The organism is Myxococcus sp. AS-1-15 (assembly GCF_020037055.1).
GTDB classification, from domain to species: Bacteria; Myxococcota; Myxococcia; order Myxococcales; family Myxococcaceae; genus Myxococcus; species Myxococcus fulvus.
This window is the reverse complement of the sequence record NZ_JAIQDF010000005.1, coordinates 459,657-476,879: the sequence shown is the minus strand read 5'-3', so window position 1 is coordinate 476,879 and position 17,223 is coordinate 459,657. Positions and strand designations below refer to the sequence as shown.

Here is a 17,223-nt window from a genome sequence, read left to right as displayed (position 1 = left end):
CGCGGCAGGGGCCACGAGTGGCGGCGTGTTGGGGAAGGGGGCAGGCCCGTGGACGTGAAGACCAAGAAGGATCTGGCGGTTGATTTCATCAACACCATCCGGACGATGGAGCCCACCGCGCTGAACGCGCTCATCGTCAAGGAGGCGGGGGAGGAGCTGGCGCAGTTCTTCCTCAACTACAGCGCCAATCTCATCTCGAAGGACCCGTCCCGGGTGCTGGAGAACACGTCCTCGCTGATGCTGATGGGCTACCTCATCCGCACCTACGAGGAGAAGAACACGCAGGCCAAGCAGGGGACCTTCCAGTCCTACGCCTTCGCCTGAGAGGGGCGGGGCGGGCAGCACGGGCTCGACAGCCCCGGGGGAGCCTGTTAGGGAGCGGCGCCCATGCTCATCGACCTGCACGCCCATTCCCACCTGTCCAAGGGGTGCGAGCTGGACCCTCGCGCCGTGCTGGAACGGGCCGCGATGTTCGGCCTGGACGGGGTGGCCTTCACCGAGACGAACACCCAGGACGGCTGCGACGAGCTGTTCGAGATTGGTGCGAAGGCGAAGGTGAAGGTCTTCGTCGGGCTGGAGCTGGTCACGGACCGAGGCCAATACCTGTGCTTCTTCCCGAAGCCGGAGCTGGCCCCGGAGCCCGTGCAGATGTGGGGCAGCAACCGCGAGAAGCCCTGGAGCGCCGCGGAGTGTCTGCCCAAGGTGAAGGCCCTGGGTGCGGCCATTGTCGCCGCCCGGCCCTTCGACAGGGATTCTCCGAACCCGGCCATGGATTACGTCCGCTCGCTCAACGTGCTGTGCGCGGTGGAGGGCTACAACGCCCGGGTGAAGCAGACGTCCAATGATCTGGCCGTGGAGGCCGCCGAGGCGCTCAAGCTGCCGTGCACCGGTGGCAGCGACGCGCGGGGCTCGCTGGACGAGGTGGGCCGGGGCGCCACGTTCTTCAAGAACCCGGTGACGTCGCAGGCCCAGCTCATCGCCGAGCTGCTCAAGGGCGAGTTCTGGCCGGTGATGGCCGGCGAGCTGCCCCGGCTGACGCGCCCGGGGGAGGCCCAGGCGGCCCGCAAGCAGGGCGGCGGTGGGGGTGGCAAGCGCCGCCGCGGTGGTGGCGGCGGTCGCCGGTAGGGCCTCGGCGGCTCAGGGCGGCACGCAGGCCCCGGCCTCGTCTCAAGGCAGAACGGAGGCCCCGGCCTCCTCGGCGCGAGCGAGCCGGCCGTCCGACAGGAAGGCCTTGCGGCGCCCGCCCGGGTACGTCCACTCCTCGTTCTTGGCGGCGCCCTCCAGCGAGCGGCGCACCAGCTCCGGCGGGCCCCAGGCCATGCGCACCGCGTCCGCCGACATGTTGGCGACCAGGCGCTTCTCCCGGATGGCGTCGCGCACGGGGGCGGCGAACGCCTCCATCAGGGCCTTGGGGTTCTGCGGGGAGAGGTACTTCTCCAGCTCCGCGCGGAAGTCGTTGGGCTGATCCAGGTTGGGCGGCAGCACGAGGATGAGGGGCGGGGCGTCGGGCTTCGCGCCGTCCTCGGCCAGGTACACCCAGGGCCAGGTGCGCGGGGTGTAGAGGACGCGCTCGGCCACCACCCACGCGGTGGGGAACTCCACCTTGGTGATGCGCAGCTTCGTGCCCACAGGCAGGGTGCGCTCCACCGCGCCGGGGGAGATGGGCTTGCCGCTGCTGTCGTCCAGGAGGCGCACGTCCTCGGGCGCGTAGGGCGTCAGCAGGCGCTTGGAGCCGTCGCCGAAGAAGGGCGTGACGTTGCCGGACAGGCGCAGGTACTGCTCCGCGTCGGGGCCGGTGAGGGTCCGATGGAGGGACGTGCGGGCGTCCGGCGCCATGCGGGTGTAGTTGCCGCAGCCGGCCGCGAGCGCGGTCAGCACGAGGACTGTCAGGAGGGAGTGGGGGCGTCGAGCGAGCATCGGGGCACCTTCCGCGACAGGGCGCGCGGGAGGTCCCGGTTTAGCTCAGCGCGAGGCCTGCGTCAGCGTGGACTCGGCCGCGCTGTCCCGCTTGCCGCCACGGCAGCCGCGCTGCGACGGACACACGGGGCCTCGGCCATGCGGGTCCGGAACGAGCAGGAAGCGGCCGAGCCCGCGCGTATCCGTGAGCTCCGGATGGCCACACAGGGCGCAGCGACGGGGAGGACGCTTGGAGGGAGGGAAGGGCACGGGGAGCGAGTGTGCGTCGCTCCCGGACCCCGCGCGAATTTTCAGCCCCTCCCGCCCGGGCGGCTACTTCTTGTCGCTGGAGGCCGCCGCCGGCGTGGAGGCGGCGGGAATCGACGCGGCGGGCGTGCTGCTCGACGACGAGCTGCTGCTGGACGACGCGCTGCTCGACGAGGACGAGCTGCTGCTCGAGGACGAGCTGGAGGAGGACGACGAGTCGCCGTCCTTCTTCGTGGAGCTGTACAGGTCCGAGTACCAGCCTCCGCCCTTGAGGACGAAGCTGGAGCGGCTGACCACCTTGGTCAGCGAGCCTTCCGCGCCGCAGGCGGTGCAGGCCGCGGGCGTCGGGTCGGAGATCTTCTGCAGCACGTCGATGATCTTTCCACAGCTCTGGCAGGCGTACTCGTAGATGGGCATGGGTGGTTTGCCTCTTCAGGGTGTTGAGGAAGGGCCACCGGAGTGCAGCTGCTTGCGCAGCCCCTCCGCCAGCCCCAGGCGCTCGATGGCGCGGAAGACCAGCTCACCGGGCGAGCCATACTTGCGGCCCACGGCCTCGGCCAGGCCGTGCAGGTCCGAGGCGGTGGGGACCTCGTCCTTCAGCAGCCGCTCCAGCTCCTTGCGGAGCGAGTCGTTGAACTTGCGCTGGATGCCCAGGTCCGCGAGGTACTTCTCGCGCCCCAGCAGATCCAGCCGGTGCGTCAGATGGGACGTGGCCAGCGCCTCGCGGCGGAAGCGCTCGCGCAGGGCCTCGACCTCCTCGGTCAGCCCCACCGCGGACACCAGCCGCTGCAGCTCCGGCGGGCTCACGCCCAGCGCCCAGCCCACCCGGCCCGTGGCGCCACGCTGCTGCGTGTAGGCGTCCAGGAGCTGGAGTCGCTCCTTCTCCTGCAGCGCCTCCAGCAGGCCGTGATCGCGCAGCACCGTCTCCAGATCCACCAGGGACAGGTCTCCACGCGAGCCATTGAAGCGGTGCGAGAGGTTTCGCAGCAGGGCGAAGCGGTGCTCGGAGCCCTCCAGCGAGGCCTCCAGGACGTCCTTGCCGCTCTGGCGCGTCAGCTCCACGAACGGGCTGCGAGGCGCCTCCACGCGGGTGAACCGGCCGCGGGGGCGGGGCAGGTCGCGGCGCAGGAAGCTGTGCCCCTCGTCCTGATCCATGGGTGAGGTCGTCTCCTCGTCCACGGCGACGCGCTTCTTGGGGGCGATGCGCTCCAGGATGGAGGGCTCCTCGGCCTTGGCGCCCTTCTTCGCCGCCTTGCTGGCGCCGTCGCCCGAGGGCTGGGGGGCCGGGGTGGCGAAGGAGGGGATGGCCGGGCTGGCGGCGGGCGCGGGCTTGGGCGTCTTCTGCTCGCGCACGTAGGCCAGCTCCCGCGCCACGTCGTAGAAGCCGCAGGACTGACGCTGCGCGGCGACGGCGGGGGCGGTGCCCTGGAGGATGTCCACCACGGCGAAGGGGCCGAGGGGGGAGGTCTCCGGCTCACCGTCGGCGAGGGCTCGGACCCGGAAGTCGTCGTCCTCGGCCAACAAGGCGAGTGCTTCCCGGACCTCCGGGGCGGGGGCCGGCGACTTCGCGCGCCGGCAGAAATCCGAGACGGCAACCGCCACGGGGGTGGGAACGTCGTCGGGCTGTCGTCTTCTCTGCCAGGGGCTGGTCATGGAAAGGTGCGGAAAAATGCTCGTTTACGAGGGCGGATGCCTCTATCTTCGCGGCCAGACAGGTGTCAATGAGCCAGTCCGACTCCATTCTAAACAGCCTGTGGCGGTTGCAAGTCGCGATGGGGGGCGAGCGGAGGGGGGAGGGCTTGCTGGCACCGGCTGCCGGACGTTGCCGGCGGGGTGGGCTGGAGGTATCAGATGCCCCACGTCCGGAGACCAACAGTCGTCGCTGACGCTTTACTTCGAGGATGACCGGAGCCTGGGGCGGGGCGGGAAGCGCGCGATTCGCTCGGCGCGGTTACAACAAGGATGAGGAGGGGCGCCGCAAGGCCGGCCTCCTACCGAGGGATTTCCATGCAGGGCCACGAAGAAATCAAGGACAAGGACGAGGTGCTCGCCCGCTACATGGCCCAACACGGCCTCAAGAGCACGCGGCAGCGCAGCCTCATCATCGACACCTTCTTCGCCGTCGGCGGCCACCTGTCGGTGGAGGAGCTGTGGAACAAGGTTCGCTCACAGGACGCGAAGGTCTCCGTGGCCACCGTGTACCGGACCATGAAGCTGCTCAACGAGTGCGGCCTGGCCCACGCGCGCAACTTCGGTGACGGCCAGACGCGCTACGAGGCGGCGGCGGGGAGGGACCATCATGACCACCTCATCTGCACCCGCTGCGGCACCATCGTCGAGTTCGAGAACGACCGCATCGAGACGCTCCAGGACGCGGTGGCCCGCAAGCACGGCTTCACGGTGACGTCGCACAAGATGGAGCTGTACGGCTTGTGTCGTGACTGCCAGCGCGGTGGCGGCCCACCCTCGGAAGCGTGACATGCGGGCCGTCCTCCGGGTCGCGGCCTGTGCCGTCCTGCTGACCGTCGCGTCGGCGGGCTGCGCCGGGTCGCGGCCGGTGGACGCGGGGCCGGCCTTCCTGCACGCGCTGGCCCTGCCGTCGGTGGGGCCCACGCGCCACGACGTGGGCAAGCTGTCCGGCAAGGTCGTCCTGGTCTCCTTCTTCGCCACGTGGTGCTTCCCGTGCCTGGCGGAGATGCCGACGCTGGAGGCGCTCCAGCGCGAGTACGGCGCCCAGGGCTTCCAGGTGGTGGCCGTGGGCATGGACCTGGAGGGCGCCCGCGTGCTCCAGCCCTTCGCGGACCACTACGCGTCGCCGTACCCGGTGCTGCTCGCCTCCGCGCGCATCATCGATGGCCGCAGTCCCTTCGGCCCCATCAAGGGGCTGCCCACCACGGTGCTGCTCGACAGGCGTGGCCGCGCGGTGGCCGGGTGGCAGGGCGTGGAGGGGCACGCGGACGTGGCGGAGGCGATCGAGAAGCTCCTGAAGCAGGACTGACGGCTCCGAGTCGCGCGGCTTGCGTCGCGCGCGCGTGAGGCCGCGTCGACTGCTACAGGGCTGGAGCGGATTACTTGCGGGGGCAAGGCTCGCTGGTACCGTCCGTGGCGTTCATGACGGCACGCGGAAAGCTCCTGGGTGTGGCGGTGGGTGTGGCGGGGGCCTTGAGCCTGCTGTCGGTGGCGGACGCCAAGGGCTTCCGGCGCTACCTCTCCCTGCGTCAGGACGTGAGCGCGCTGCAGCAGCGCAACGCCGCCCTGGACGCGCAGAACGAGGCGCTGCGTCAGGAGATCGCCGCCCTGCGCAAGGACCCCGCGGCGCTGGAGCGGGCCGTCCGTGAAGAGCTTGGCTACGTGAAGCCGGGCGAACTCGTCTTCCACCTGGAGTCCCCATGACGTCGCTGAGCACGTTTCCGTCGCCCGGGAAGTTGCTGCGTCACGTCGTGCGGCTCATCCCCGCCGCGGCGGGCCTGTCCACCTTCGTGCACCTGGCGCGCGGGGGCTTCCGGGGGCTGCACACCCTGGAGTGGACCGAGGCCGGGCTGGTGCTGTTCCTGTTGGTGGGCATCGCCGTGGCGGCGTGGCGCCGGGCCATGCGCGGCTCGGTGGGCGCGGTCATCGACCTGCGCGACGACCTGGAGCTGGGCGGCGGGTTGATCGCCGCGGCGTTCATCGTCGTGGCCATCGGCGGCGGCGAGCTGTTCCCCATCGTCTATCTGTTGATGGCGTTCCTGGTCGCCTTCCTGCCGCGCAACGCGGGGCTGACGCTCTTGGGCGTGGCGCTGGTGTTCGACGGGCTGGTGACGCTGGGCGGCCCGTGGCCGAACCCGGCCAGCTTCGCGACGCACTCGGCGTTCCTCGTGCTCTTCGCGGGCCTGTACCACCTGGTGCTCGCCTCGCGCATCGCGGTGGCGCGCCGGGCGGAGAGCGACGCGGTGCAGAAGCGCATCCGCGAGGTGGAGGAGCGCGCGCGCACCTTCCGCCTGGTGAGCTCCGGCACGCAGGACAGCTTCAGCGGCATGAGCTCCGACGAGAAGTGGCTCGTCGCCTCGGTGAAGGAGATTGAAGGCGCGGTGCACGCCGCGCTGGAGATCGCCGAGACGGGGCTGCGCACGCACACCTGCGCGGCGTTCCTGCTCACGTCGGATGACCGGAGCCTGAAGCTCTATGACTGCCGCTCCGGCTCGGACCGGGTGCAGCGGGATCGCTTCGGGGCAGGGGAGGGCATCATCGGCGGCGTGCTCAAGCGCCGCGCGCCGGTGCGGATGAACTCGCCCCAGGGCCTGAAGGGCGTCTCGTACTACGACGGCGGTGGCCCGGGCGTGCAGGCGCTGTTGGCGGTGCCCATCATCGAGGGCGGCGGACTGGTGCGCGGCGTGCTCGTGGCGGACCGGCTGGGCAACGAGCCGTTCAGCGACCAGGACGAGAAGCTCTTGTCCACCATCGCCGGCGAGGTGCTGCGCTCCATCGAGGTCGAGCGGGTGATGAGCTACATCCGCAAGACGCGCGACGAGAAGGACCGGTTCTTCCGCGCCATCGAGGAGCTCAACCGCGCGGGCAGCCCCGAGCAGGTCTTCGTCGCGGTGCTGGAGAGCACCCGGCAGCTGGCGGGCCTGGACTTCTGCGCGGTGACGCTGGTGTCGGAAGTGGAAGGCAAGCGCATGCACCGCGTGGCGCGGATGACGGGCGTCACGGCGCAGGGCAAGGCGCTGGAGGGGCGCTCGTTCCAGGACAACAACGGCCTGGTCGCCAACGTGGTGCGCTACGGCGCGCCGCTGCCGGGGCGTGACCTGAAGGCGATGGACCGCCAGGTCATCTTCGACGACGAGACGCAGATTCGCGGCCTGGGCGCGCTGAAGATCTTCCCGCTGGTGGCGGGTGACCGCATCCTGGGCACGCTGGTGGCGGGCTCGCGCAAGAAGGCGAACTTCGAGCAGGACGTGCTGCGGATGATCGAGGTCATCGCCATCCAGGCCGCGCAGGCGGTGCTGCGCGCGCAGCTCTACGAGCAGATGGAGCGGATGGCGACCACGGACGGCCTCACCGGCCTGTTCAACCACCGCACCTTCCAGACGAAGGCGGACGAGATCCTCGCACAGGCGCGGCGCTACCAGCGCAAGTGCTCCGTCATCCTCACGGACGTGGACCACTTCAAGAGCGTCAACGACACCTACGGCCACCCGACGGGAGACCAGGTGCTCAAGGGCGTGGCGCGCATCATCAAGTCCATGGCGCGCGACACGGACATCGTCGCCCGCTACGGCGGCGAGGAGTTCGTCATCATCATGCCGGAGACGGACGCCAAGGGCGCGTACACCATCTCCGAGCGCATCCGCGAGGCGGTGAAGGCGGAGGTCTTCCAGACCGAGATGGGCCCGCTGCGCATCACCATGTCGCTGGGCATCGCCACCTTCCCGGACAACGGGATGGAGAAGCAGCAGCTCATCGACCTGGCCGACCAGTGCCTCTACCACTCCAAGCGCAACGGCCGGAACCAGTCGGTCACCGTGGCCATCATGCAGGGTGGCCGGAAGCTGCAGGCCGTCAACGAGGCTTGAGTCCTCCGAGCCCGGGGAGCCCGCGTGTGGCGGACTCCCCGAGCCCGGGATGAGGCTTCGGTTACAGCGTCTGGAGGAAGCGCAGCAGGGCGGCGCGGTCCGCGGCGTTCATGCCGGCGAACGCGTTGCGAGCGGCCTGACCCTCACCGCCGTGCCAGAGGATGGCCTCGGTGATCGAGCGGGCGCGGCCGTCGTGCAGGTACGCCTCGCCGCCGCTGACGCCCGCCGTGAGGCCGATGCCCCAGAGCGGAGGGGTGCGCCACTCGGCGCCGCTGGCGATGCCCTCGGGCAGGTTGTCCGCGAGCCCCGTGCCCATGTCGTGCAGGAGCAGGTCCGTGTACGGGCGGATTGTCTGGCCGCGCAGCTCCGCGTTCGGGTGGAAGGCGCTGGTGGTGAAGCTGGTCGCGTGGCACTTCGCGCAGCCGGCGTTCTGGAAGAGCGTCTCGCCGCGCTGGGCCTGGGTGTCGCGCAGGTCGCGCCGCGCGGGCACGCCGAGCAGCGCCACGTAGCGGACCATCTTGTCCAGGTCCGTGGCGTTCAGCTCCTGGCTTGTGCCCGAGCACCCCTGCTGCGAGGAGCCGCAGTCCAGGGAGGGGAACACGGCGCTGGTGACGCCGATGTCCCGATTGAGGGCCTCGGCCACCTGGTGCTTGAGCCGCGCGATGCCCGCCTTCCAGCCGAAGCGCCCCAGCCGCGTCTGGCCCGTCTCCGGGTCGACGACGGCCTGCATTCGGCCGGAGATGCCATCGCCGTTGCTGTCGTTCGGGTCCGCGAGCGCGGCCACGGACGTCTCCGGGATGGCCTCCAGCAGGCCCAGGCCCACCAGCTGCGGGGTGATGCGGGCCGAGTGGTTCGTCGGGATGACGTTGAGGAAGCTGTAGTTGGGCTTGCGCAGCTCGTACGGCGTGCCGTCCGCGAAGGTGCCGGTGCTCGTCGTCCAGCTGGCGATGCGCACGTCCGCCTCGGGCGTGCCGCTGGTGCTGCGCGGCTGGAGGCGGAAGCCGAGGAACGGGTCCGCCGTCACCGTGGTGCCGCTGACGCGCCCCACCTTCACCACGTAGTTGCCCAGCGTGGTGTTGACCGCGGGCGGCAGGCCCCGGCCGTTCTGGGTGTGGCACGCGATGCAGGAGCGGGAGATGTAGTTCGGCCCCAGCTTGTTCGCGTGCGCGGTGAAGAGCGGGTTGCCCGGCTCCGAGTGGCTGCCGTCGCTGAAGTCCGTGTGGTGCAGGCGCCGGCCCTCGACGAAGGGCTGCGCGTTCACCGGCGCGATGTTCAGCGCCATCTGGAGGAACCGGTTTCGCGGCTCGTTGGAGTACGGGTAGTTCAGCGTGGTGCGGCCGCCGAGCCAGGCCGTCTCCGGCAGGGGGAACGAGTCCAGGATGGCGCCCTGGCCCTCGAAGGGGACGATGCCGGCGGTGCCGACGATGTAGAGCAGGGCGCGGCCGTAGTAGTTGAAGCGGCCTTCCACCGGTTGTCGAAGGAAGACGCCGGCTTCGATCTCCATCCGGTCGCCCACGCGGATGGCGCGGCCCTCCTTGGCGTTGAAGTTGACGCTGGCGGTGTAGAGGTAGTCGTTCACCCGCTCGAAGGTGCCGTTGTGGAAGTACTCCGCCACGGTGTTGAGGCCGCGGAAGAAGGCGCGGAAGTTGGTGCCGTCGTGGGGGTAGACGGTGTGCAGGTTCACCTTGATCTGACTGCCGCCCTTGGCCACCTCGTCGATGATCTCGAGCCAGAAGGTGCGGTTCTCGAAGTAGCGCGCCAGGTAGTGGTCGTACGCCTGGTACTGGGACTCGCGCGCGTGCCTGTCACGGACGCGATCTCCCACGCGGGTGATGAGCGCGGACGTCGTGTTCTGCGTGGTGGCGGGCTCCTGCGCGGTGCCGCTGTTGAAGAGCGGCACGATGTTGCCCACGTCGGGGGCAGGGCCGGCGTCTTGAGGCCCGGGGCCCGCGTCCGGTGTCCCGGAGCCCGCGTCCGGCGTCTGCGTGCCAGAGTGCGTGTAGCGCGCCCAGGCGGTGTCGTAGGCGCAGTTGCACGCCACGTCCCAGTACGTGAACGAATAGTCGACGACGTCGCCGGTGTTCAGCCCGCTCACCGTGTACTGGTTGCGGCCGTTCGTCACGGCCATCCGGATGTTGAGCTGCCCACCGTTGTTCACCTTGTAGTGGATGTCGGCCCACGACGTGGTGTCGATGAAGAAGATGGCGGACGAGCCAGACGGCTGAGCGCCATAGGTGGCGGCGCTCGCGGTGCTCGCCGCGAGGCCCGCCAACAGCAATGCCACGGCCATTCCTGTTGCTCTGTTACGCATGCGCGTTCTCCAGGGGGAACCTCCGCATGGTGGCCTCGGCTTTCTCCACCATCCGAAGGAAGTAGAGGTTTAGGCCGGGCAGACAAGAATTCCTATGATGTTCGGAAATTTTAGCTACTAGGGTCTAAATCCCGACATTCGTGAGAGGACGGACTTGCGTCCTGATGCGTTGCGTTGAGGTGGGCCTGGGGCAGGATGCGCGGCGTTCATGCAACCGGTGCCCTTGGCGGTGACGACGAGCAGCAAGGCGGACGAGGCCCAGCGAGAGGAGGCCCGGGCCGTGGCCGCGCGTTGGGGGCTGCCGTGGATGTCGCGCAAGCCGAAGGAGGGCATCGCCCCGTGGCTGGGCATCAAGGCCGAGGCCCTGCTGGTGGTGGGGGATGACGGCGTGACGCTGTGGGCGCCAGGCGGTTCCTTCGGGTTCCATGCGGGCATGGCGCACTTGAGGCGGCTGCGGCTGGCGGCGGGGGAGCCGGACACCTTCGTCCGGGTGGCGGAGCTGCGCGCCGGAGACGCGGTGCTGGACTGCACGCTGGGCCTGGCACAGGACGCGCTGGTGGCCTCGCTGGCGGTGGGGCCCGCCGGGCGCGTGGTGGGCGTGGAGAAGAGCCTCCCGTTGTGCGCGGTGGCGTCGGAGGGCCTGCGGCACTTCGAGCTCGGGCCGGACTCGTGCGCCATCGAGGTGCACCACGCGGACGCGCACGCGTATCTGAAGGGGTTGGCTTCCGCGTCGTTCGACGTGGTGTTCTTCGACCCGATGTTCGGCAAGCCGAAGAAGGCGCAGGCCGCGTTCGAGGTGCTGCGGCTCTTCGCGGAGCACGCGCCGCTGACGGCGGAGGCGCTGCAGGAGGCCCGACGCGTGGCGCGCCGCTGGGTGGTGGTGAAGGGCGCGCGCTACTCGGATGACCTGCGCAAGCTGGGGATTGCTCCGGAGCCGACCTCGCGCTTCTCGGACGTCACCTGGGGCAGGGTGGCCGCGCTGCCCCAGGCACCGTGAGCGTCAGTCCTTCCCCGCGCCCTTCGGAGGTCCTTCGCCGCCCATGGGCGACAGGCGCGCGGAGAGCGCTCCGGCCTGCTCGTGGGGCATCTGGTCCCTGGGCGAGCGGTAGTACTGCATGGGCGAGTGGTGCAGGAAGTTCGACACGCGGCTGGTGTACAGACACGCGTACTGCTCCACCTGGTAGCCGAAGCGGCTGTTCTCGTTGCCCTCCTTGAACAGCAGGCCCCAGTACGGGTTGAAGCCCTCCTCGACGTCCTCCTCCAGCGTGTCCGCGATGTCCGTCGCCTCCTTCAGCGCGCGGCGCATCTTGTCCAGCTCCGACTTGAGCTGACGGCGCTGCTCCTCCGTCGCCTCGCGCTCCTCCGGCGTCAGCGGCTCGCGGTCCAACCGACGCTCCAGCAGGTTCAAGAGCGTCTTGTGGTGGTTGACCTCGTCGTCCAGGCGCTCGCGGAGGATCTCCATCTGCGTGAGCGTGCCGATCTCCTCCTGGCGCGTGGCCGTGTACGTGATCTCGTCCTCGATCTCCTGGACGATCATGCACGTGCGCCACAGCGACGACTTCTTCGACTTGAGGATGTCGCCGTAGATGTGGTCGCCCACGTAGAGGATGTTCTCCCCACGGTAACCGGTCAGCTCCTCGAAGCGCGCCAGGTTGCCGCCCGAGTACACCTTGCCGCGGTCCAAGGTCGTGGCCTCGCCGATGACGCGCCCCTCCTCGGTGGACGGATCCAGCTCGAGGAACGGCCGGCCGTCGGTGAAGAAGCCCGGCTTGCCCGCCGCCGTCACCACCACGTCGAAGTAGTTGCGCCAGCTCGGGTACTCCGGAAGCTGCCCGTCCAGCAGGTACTTCATCAGCGCGTCCGTGTAGTCCCACGCGGAGTTCGTCAGCAGGAACAGCCGCTTCCCACCCGAGCGCAGCTTGTGCAGCGCGGGCCCCAGCTCCGGGTCCAGGAACACGTAGCGCCCCAGGTCCTTGCGCACCTCGCGCTTGAGCGAGTTGTCCCGGTGCACCGCGTCGATGGCCTCGCGGATGTCGTCGTAGAGCTTGCCGTAGTCCACCTCCTGGCCCAGCGACTCCAGCAGCTCGATGATGCCCGCGAACAGGCACGTCTCCGGCAGCGCGAAGAGCGTGTCGTTCCACGCGAACTGCGGGTTGCGCAGCCGCACGCGCTTGTTGCGGTACAGCTCCCGCGAGACCTCCGACTTGAGCGGCCGCAGCCCGTGGTACGCGCGGCCCACGTGGCCGAAGCGGTCCATCTTCAGGATGTTGCCGTTCACCCGGTCCACCGCCAGCCCACGCATCACGAAGTGATGGTCGTAGAGCAGGTGCCCCACGACGGCGGGGTAGTGGTACTCGCAGATGAGCTTGGCGAGCGTCATGTCGAACGACAACTGCTCGAGCCGGCGCATGTGGTAGATGGCCAGCGTGTAGTCCATGTCGAAGCCGATCAGCTCGACGCCGGACATGCGCAGGTTGCGGTTGACGAACACCTCCCGCGCCCTCGGAACCGAGTCCCTCGGCTCGCGCCGGGTGGTGAGCAGCCGCGTCAGCGTCTCATCTTCGAGCAGCTGCTGGGCATGGCGCTCGGCGGCCTCGGCGCGCGCGCGGTTGAGTGGAGAACGAAAGCTCCCGTGAAGCGGGTCCGGCGAGGGCCCGCCCGGGATCGGACGGAAGGGTGACAGGGTTGGAGCCACGGGACGTCGACACATAACACGCGTACGGGCCCACGGCTCGGTCCTTGAGGGCACCGCTGGGCCATGGCACGCTGACGGACCGCGATGCGTTCGCCCGCCCGACGTCAGCCCTCGAAAGCGCCCGAGGACCTCCATGCGCGCCTGGCCCACCGGGTCGCCGCGCTCGAGGACCGGGTGCGTCGGCTGGAGGCCCGCCTGCGCGCCGCGTCCGCCCCGCCCGCGCCCCGTGCGTCGCCCCGACGGGCGACCGAGCCCTCGGCGCCCGCGTCCCGGCGCGCGCGTCCCCGCTGTCCGGGTTGTACCCTGGAGCTGCCCCCGGGCCGACGCGGCGAGTCGTGCGTCTGGTGTGGCTTCGTCTTTTCCGCCGTGAGTCGGCGCCGCCCGGCACGAAAGAAGCGATGAGCGCCACCTACCGTCTGACGGGACGCATCGAGTCCGGAGAGCTCGCGGAGCTCTACGAGGCCGTCCAGGCTCCCTCGGGCGAAGTGGTGGTCAAGCTCTTCCACCCCAAGACGTCGGACCCCGCCTACGCGCTGGACCTGGCGGAGACGACGCGCCTGCTCCAGCCCGTGCGCCACCCGGGCATCCTCCACGTGGTGGACATGGGCGTCGTGCGCCAGCGGCTCGCCGTGGTGCGCGAGGACATGGACGGCTACCTCCTGGGCACCGCGCTCCAGCGGCTGCACACGAAGGAGGTCGTCCTCCCGTACACGGTGGCGCTCTACATCGTCATCCAGCTCCTGGACGCGGTGCAGAAGGCGCACGAGGCGGGCGTCGTCCACGGCGCGCTCACGCCCGGCAACGTGGTGCTGGGGCGCAACGGCACGCCCGCCGTCTGTGACTTCGGCGCCATGCGCGCGCTGCTCGCGGTGCCCCAACTGCGCAAGTCCTTCGCGGGCCGCGGTCGAGGCACCTACCGCGCGCCCGAGGTGACGCGAGGGGAGGCCGCCACCGAGGTGGCGGACGTGTATTCGCTGGGCGCCATCGCCTACGAGCTGCTCACCCAGCGCGAGCCGGTGGTGCCGGGCAGCGGCGGCGTCTCCACGCGGCGCAGCGAGTCGCTGCCTCCGCCCAGCCGGTTGGACCGGCGCATCAACAGCCGGTTGGATCCGCTCATCCTCCGCGCGCTGGAGCCCAACGCCGGGCGGCGCTTCCGCTCGTGCGGCGAGTTCTCCAACGCGCTCCGCAACTTCCTCTCGGCCAGCGGCGGCATGCCGGGCATCGAGGACGTGCGCCGCTTCGTCAACGAGCTGTTCCCCAACGAGGTCAGCGTCGCCAGCACGGCCCCGCCGTTCAAGGAGCCGTTCCAGCTGGAGCCCATCTCCGGCGCGGAGATGGACGACCTGGGCGCCGAGGAGCCCGAGGCCTCCATCGTCCAGCGCGCTCCCTACAGTCGGGCGCTCACGGAGGCGGAGGCCGGCGCGGAGACCCAGGAGTCCGTTCCCGGCTTCGACGAGTACCGGCCCGAGGAGTACGAGCAGGACATCGCCTCCACGCAGACCCGCGTGAAGGACGCCCCCGCGCCCCAGGCCCCCGCTCACGGAGAGGACTGGACGGAGGGGACGCACACGGCGGCGGTCGAGCAGGACTGGGATGCGCCTCCGGGCGCCGCGCCGCCCAAGCCGCGGCGTCAGCAGGGACAGCAGGGGACGGGAATGGCGGCCCCCGGTGCGCGTCCGCCGGCGCGCAACGCTCGCATGCGCGTGGTGGAGGACTTCTCCGCGCCGTCTCCGCTGTCGGATGACGACGAGGAGTTCTCCGTCGCCGGCCGTCGCGCCGCGGCCCGCGCGAAGCGTCCGCCGCCGCCCGTGGAGAAGGGCCCGCAGACGCTGCCGGACCCCATGCCCGCGGTGGTTCGCCCGGGCCATCGCGCCGACATGGCGGTGCCGGCGTCGACCTCCCAGGACATCCCCGTGAGCTCCGCGGCGCCCGCCCGCCCGAGCACCCGCGCGCGGCTCATCCTCGCGACGGAGGCGCGTCGGGGCCGCTGGCTCGCCATCGCCGGCGTGCTGGCACTGGTGGGGTTCGCGACGTTCCTGGTCGCCGCGTGGCGGCTGGGTGATTCCGAGGCGCCCGCCGAGGAGGAGGTCGAGCCCCTCGGCACGGGCCCGTCGCCCGCCATCCCCATCCCCCGGCCCGCGCCTGCGCCGAAGGCCGCGGTGGTGGAGCGGGAGCCGGAGCCGCGCGCGGAGGAGCCCGAGGAGGAGGTCGTCCCCGCGAAGGCGATTCCGGCCTCGCAGCGCGGCTACCTGACGCTCACGACCAACGAGCCCGCCAAGGTGTATCTGGACGGAAAGCTCATCAGCAGGACCACGCCCCTCAAGCGCTATCCCATGCGCGTCGGCGCGCACGAGCTGGAGCTGGTCGCGCGCACCACCGGCGAGCGCATGCCCCTGTCCGTTCAGATCCGACGAGGGAAGTTGACCTCCTCGATCGTGGTCGACTTCCGCCCCGCTCCCCGACGGTGACTGACTCCATGGACCGCACCCGCATCTTCGTCGTCGAGGACCAGCCGCAGCTGCTCAAGAACCTGCTCAAGGTGCTGAGCACCTTCGACGAGCTGGAGGTGGTGGGCAGCAGCCAGGAAGGGGAGGCCGCCGTCGAGGACATCGTCCGCGTCCGGCCACAGCTGGTCCTGTTGGACCTGGAGCTGCCGGGCATCAACGGCATCCAGGTGACGCAGAAGGTGAAGCGTCAGGCGCCCGAGGTGGAGATCCTCATCCTCACGTCCTTCGACGACGAGCAGAAGGTCTACGAGGCCATCCAGGCGGGTGCGTCCGGCTACCTGGTCAAGCGCGTGGGCCCGGAGAAGATCCGCTCCGGCATCCACGAGGTCATGGGCGGCGGCACCGTGCTGGAGCCCATCATCGCCCGGCGCTTCTGGAACTACTTCCAGTCCATCCAGGGCAAGCCCGCCACGCCGGAGAAGAAGGCGGACAACCCCTGGAAGCTGACGCCCACCGAGTTCGAGGTGCTGCGCTACGTGGCCAAGGGCCTGTCCAACGCGGAGGTGGGGCAGGTGATGACGCTGGAGCGGCGCACGGTGCGCACGCACCTGTCTCATATCTACCGGAAGATGGGGGTCAACTCCCACGTGGAGGCGGTGGTGATGGCCCTGCGTGAAGGGGTCGTGGACCTGTAGCCGCGCCCTGTATACGGTGGGGGTCTATGCGCAAGGCCCCCTCGAAGACGTCGGCTCCCGCCCGCGCCGCGGACCCCTCCCTCCAGTCGCTGTTCGACGTGCATGAGGCCACGCTGCCCAATGGCCTCCAGGTGCGCCTGCTGGCCAACCACCTGGCCCCCGTCGTCAGCCTCTACACCTTCTTCAACGTGGGCAGCCGCAACGAGCGCCCCGGCATCACCGGCATCAGCCACCTGTTCGAGCACATGATGTTCAACGGGGCCAAGAAGTACGGCCCCAAGATGTTCGACAAGACGCTCGAGTCCAACGGCGGCAGCTCCAACGCGTACACGTCCCACGACATGACGGTGTACTACGACGACTTCTCGTCGGACGCGCTGGAGACGGTGCTGGACCTGGAGTCGGACCGGATGCGCTCCCTGCGCATCTCCCAGGAGATGCTCACCAGCGAGCGCGAGGTGGTGAAGGAGGAGCGCCGCGTCCGCATGGACAACGACATCGGCGGGATGATGGACGAGGAGCTCGGCTCGCTCGTCTACAAGGCCCACGCGTACCGCTGGCCCGTCATCGGCTGGATGGCGGACATCGAGGCGATCACTCGCGAGGACTGCCAGAACTACTTCCGCACCTACTACGCGCCCAACAACGCCATCCTCTACATCGCAGGGGACATCGACCCGAAGAAGACGCTGGCGCTGGTGCGCCGCTACTACGGCGACATCCCCCGGGGCCCCGCGCCCCAGCCCGTCATCAACGCGGAGCCCGAGCAGCGCGGCGAGCGCCGCTCCACGGTGCGCCACCCCGCGCAGTCGCCCGCCGTCGTCATCGGCTACAAGGGCCCCCCGGCCCGGGACGAGGACACGCTGGCGCTGGACGTGGCGCAGTACGTGCTCACCAAGGGCGAGGGGAGCCGGCTGACGCGCTCGCTCTTGTACGAGCAGAAGGTGGTGGTGGGCGTGGGCCTGGACTGGTCCTGGCGCATCGACCCGGGCACCATCCTCTTCTTCCTGGAGCTGATGCCGGACTCCGATCCGCAGAAGGCGGAGGCCGCGCTGTACGCGGAGCTGGAGAAGCTGGCGCGCGACGGAATCACCGAGCGCGAGCTGCAGAAGGCCCTCAACAACCTGCGCTCGGACCACCTGCGCGAGCTGGGCACGAACAACGGCCGCGCCCACGCCATGGGCAACTACGAGGCGCTGCTGGGTGACTGGCGCCATGTGCTCACGCTGCCGTCCGCCTACGCGTCCATCACCCGCGAGCAGGTGCAGGCCGCCGTCAGGAAGTACCTCATCCCCGAGCGCCGCTCCGTCGTGACGCTGCTGCCCGCGCCCTCCGAGGCGTGAGCCCGGACCGACTC

Annotated in this window: 15 protein-coding genes; 10 read left to right on the top strand and 5 right to left on the bottom strand. The window is 70.1% G+C overall.

Translation table 11 applies throughout. The features are described 5' to 3' along the window. Nucleotides 1-48: 48 nt before the first annotated feature. Nucleotides 49-324, top strand: coding sequence for a hypothetical protein (locus tag K8625_RS17600; RefSeq protein ID WP_046713894.1), 276 nt, complete (start codon nt 49-51; stop codon nt 322-324). A 63-nt stretch (nt 325-387) separates the two neighbouring features. After that, nucleotides 388-1,125 carry a PHP domain-containing protein gene (locus K8625_RS17595; protein WP_223749041.1) on the top strand — a complete coding sequence of 246 codons (738 nt, stop codon included), beginning with the start codon at nt 388-390 and terminating at the stop codon, nt 1,123-1,125. A 42-nt stretch (nt 1,126-1,167) separates the two neighbouring features. Here K8625_RS17595 and K8625_RS17590 read toward each other — a convergent pair whose 3' ends face one another. The 3 genes from K8625_RS17590 to K8625_RS17580 all read right to left on the bottom strand — a co-directional run bounded on the left by K8625_RS17590 (nt 1,168) and on the right by K8625_RS17580 (nt 3,687). Further along, nucleotides 1,168-1,917 (bottom strand): hypothetical protein, encoded by a 750-nt coding sequence (locus K8625_RS17590; protein WP_223783342.1) that lies wholly within the window; start codon nt 1,915-1,917, stop codon nt 1,168-1,170. A gap of 312 nt (nt 1,918-2,229) precedes the next feature. Continuing rightward, a complete protein-coding gene (locus tag K8625_RS17585; protein ID WP_223783341.1) occupies nt 2,230-2,580 on the bottom strand; it encodes an FmdB family zinc ribbon protein in 351 nt (116 codons plus the stop codon). Nucleotides 2,581-2,595: 15 nt separating this feature from the next. Further along, complete coding sequence (locus K8625_RS17580; RefSeq protein ID WP_324289177.1) at nt 2,596-3,687, bottom strand: hypothetical protein; 1,092 nt, start codon at nt 3,685-3,687, stop codon at nt 2,596-2,598. A gap of 483 nt (nt 3,688-4,170) precedes the next feature. On the opposite strand from K8625_RS17580, the gene K8625_RS17575 reads away from it, so the two are divergent. From K8625_RS17575 to K8625_RS17560, 4 genes are all read left to right on the top strand, one after another. Beyond that, nucleotides 4,171-4,641: a Fur family transcriptional regulator gene (locus tag K8625_RS17575; RefSeq protein ID WP_194869482.1), complete on the top strand. Its 471-nt coding sequence runs from the start codon at nt 4,171-4,173 to the stop codon at nt 4,639-4,641. Between the two features lies 1 nt (nt 4,642). Beyond that, nucleotides 4,643-5,161, top strand: a complete 519-nt coding sequence (locus K8625_RS17570; RefSeq protein WP_223783339.1) for a TlpA disulfide reductase family protein — start codon at nt 4,643-4,645, stop codon at nt 5,159-5,161. 113 nt (nt 5,162-5,274) lie between these two features. Beyond that, nucleotides 5,275-5,556 (top strand): septum formation initiator family protein, encoded by a 282-nt coding sequence (locus tag K8625_RS17565; RefSeq protein WP_046718030.1) that lies wholly within the window; start codon nt 5,275-5,277, stop codon nt 5,554-5,556. Continuing rightward, nucleotides 5,553-7,718, top strand: a complete 2,166-nt coding sequence (locus tag K8625_RS17560; RefSeq protein WP_223749036.1) for a sensor domain-containing diguanylate cyclase — start codon at nt 5,553-5,555, stop codon at nt 7,716-7,718. Before K8625_RS17565 ends, K8625_RS17560 begins: the two co-directional genes overlap by 4 nt. Before the next feature lie 61 nt (nt 7,719-7,779). Here K8625_RS17560 and K8625_RS17555 read toward each other — a convergent pair whose 3' ends face one another. Then, entirely contained in the window at nt 7,780-10,008 is a 2,229-nt protein-coding gene (locus K8625_RS17555) for a di-heme oxidoredictase family protein (RefSeq protein ID WP_223783338.1), read from the bottom strand. Between the two features lie 229 nt (nt 10,009-10,237). Here K8625_RS17555 and K8625_RS17550 point away from each other — a divergent pair, with 229 nt between their 5' ends. Continuing rightward, a complete protein-coding gene (locus tag K8625_RS17550) occupies nt 10,238-11,026 on the top strand; it encodes a class I SAM-dependent methyltransferase (RefSeq protein ID WP_223749034.1) in 789 nt (262 codons plus the stop codon). A gap of 3 nt (nt 11,027-11,029) precedes the next feature. Here the strand turns inward: K8625_RS17550 and K8625_RS17545 are convergent, their stop codons facing one another. Continuing rightward, on the bottom strand, nt 11,030-12,739 hold the full coding sequence (locus K8625_RS17545) for an HAD-IG family 5'-nucleotidase (protein ID WP_223783337.1): 1,710 nt from the start codon (nt 12,737-12,739) through the stop codon (nt 11,030-11,032). A 383-nt stretch (nt 12,740-13,122) separates the two neighbouring features. Here K8625_RS17545 and K8625_RS17540 point away from each other — a divergent pair, with 383 nt between their 5' ends. From K8625_RS17540 to K8625_RS17530, 3 genes are read left to right on the top strand one after another with little or no spacing between them, the layout of a single operon-like run. After that, nucleotides 13,123-15,192 carry a serine/threonine-protein kinase gene (locus K8625_RS17540; RefSeq protein ID WP_223749032.1) on the top strand — a complete coding sequence of 690 codons (2,070 nt, stop codon included), beginning with the start codon at nt 13,123-13,125 and terminating at the stop codon, nt 15,190-15,192. A gap of 8 nt (nt 15,193-15,200) precedes the next feature. Next, on the top strand, nt 15,201-15,866 hold the full coding sequence (locus K8625_RS17535) for a response regulator transcription factor (RefSeq protein ID WP_223749031.1): 666 nt from the start codon (nt 15,201-15,203) through the stop codon (nt 15,864-15,866). Nucleotides 15,867-15,892: 26 nt separating this feature from the next. Beyond that, a complete protein-coding gene (locus K8625_RS17530; protein ID WP_223749030.1) occupies nt 15,893-17,209 on the top strand; it encodes a pitrilysin family protein in 1,317 nt (438 codons plus the stop codon). Nucleotides 17,210-17,223: the final 14 nt, after the last annotated feature.

What these genes read in the sequence shown, in the direction of transcription:
- K8625_RS17595 (WP_223749041.1), top strand. Translation starts at nt 388, where the DNA reads ATGCTCATCGACCTGCACGCCCATTCCCACCTGTCCAAGGGGTGCGAG.
- K8625_RS17590 (WP_223783342.1), bottom strand. Translation starts at nt 1,917, where the DNA reads ATGCTCGCTCGACGCCCCCACTCCCTCCTGACAGTCCTCGTGCTGACC.
- K8625_RS17585 (WP_223783341.1), bottom strand. Translation starts at nt 2,580, where the DNA reads ATGCCCATCTACGAGTACGCCTGCCAGAGCTGTGGAAAGATCATCGAC.
- K8625_RS17575 (WP_194869482.1), top strand. Translation starts at nt 4,171, where the DNA reads ATGCAGGGCCACGAAGAAATCAAGGACAAGGACGAGGTGCTCGCCCGC.
- K8625_RS17570 (WP_223783339.1), top strand. Translation starts at nt 4,643, where the DNA reads ATGCGGGCCGTCCTCCGGGTCGCGGCCTGTGCCGTCCTGCTGACCGTC.
- K8625_RS17565 (WP_046718030.1), top strand. Translation starts at nt 5,275, where the DNA reads ATGACGGCACGCGGAAAGCTCCTGGGTGTGGCGGTGGGTGTGGCGGGG.
- K8625_RS17560 (WP_223749036.1), top strand. Translation starts at nt 5,553, where the DNA reads ATGACGTCGCTGAGCACGTTTCCGTCGCCCGGGAAGTTGCTGCGTCAC.
- K8625_RS17555 (WP_223783338.1), bottom strand. Translation starts at nt 10,008, where the DNA reads ATGGCCGTGGCATTGCTGTTGGCGGGCCTCGCGGCGAGCACCGCGAGC.
- K8625_RS17550 (WP_223749034.1), top strand. Translation starts at nt 10,238, where the DNA reads ATGCAACCGGTGCCCTTGGCGGTGACGACGAGCAGCAAGGCGGACGAG.
- K8625_RS17545 (WP_223783337.1), bottom strand. Translation starts at nt 12,739, where the DNA reads ATGTGTCGACGTCCCGTGGCTCCAACCCTGTCACCCTTCCGTCCGATC.
- K8625_RS17540 (WP_223749032.1), top strand. Translation starts at nt 13,123, where the DNA reads ATGAGCGCCACCTACCGTCTGACGGGACGCATCGAGTCCGGAGAGCTC.
- K8625_RS17535 (WP_223749031.1), top strand. Translation starts at nt 15,201, where the DNA reads ATGGACCGCACCCGCATCTTCGTCGTCGAGGACCAGCCGCAGCTGCTC.
- K8625_RS17530 (WP_223749030.1), top strand. Translation starts at nt 15,893, where the DNA reads ATGCGCAAGGCCCCCTCGAAGACGTCGGCTCCCGCCCGCGCCGCGGAC.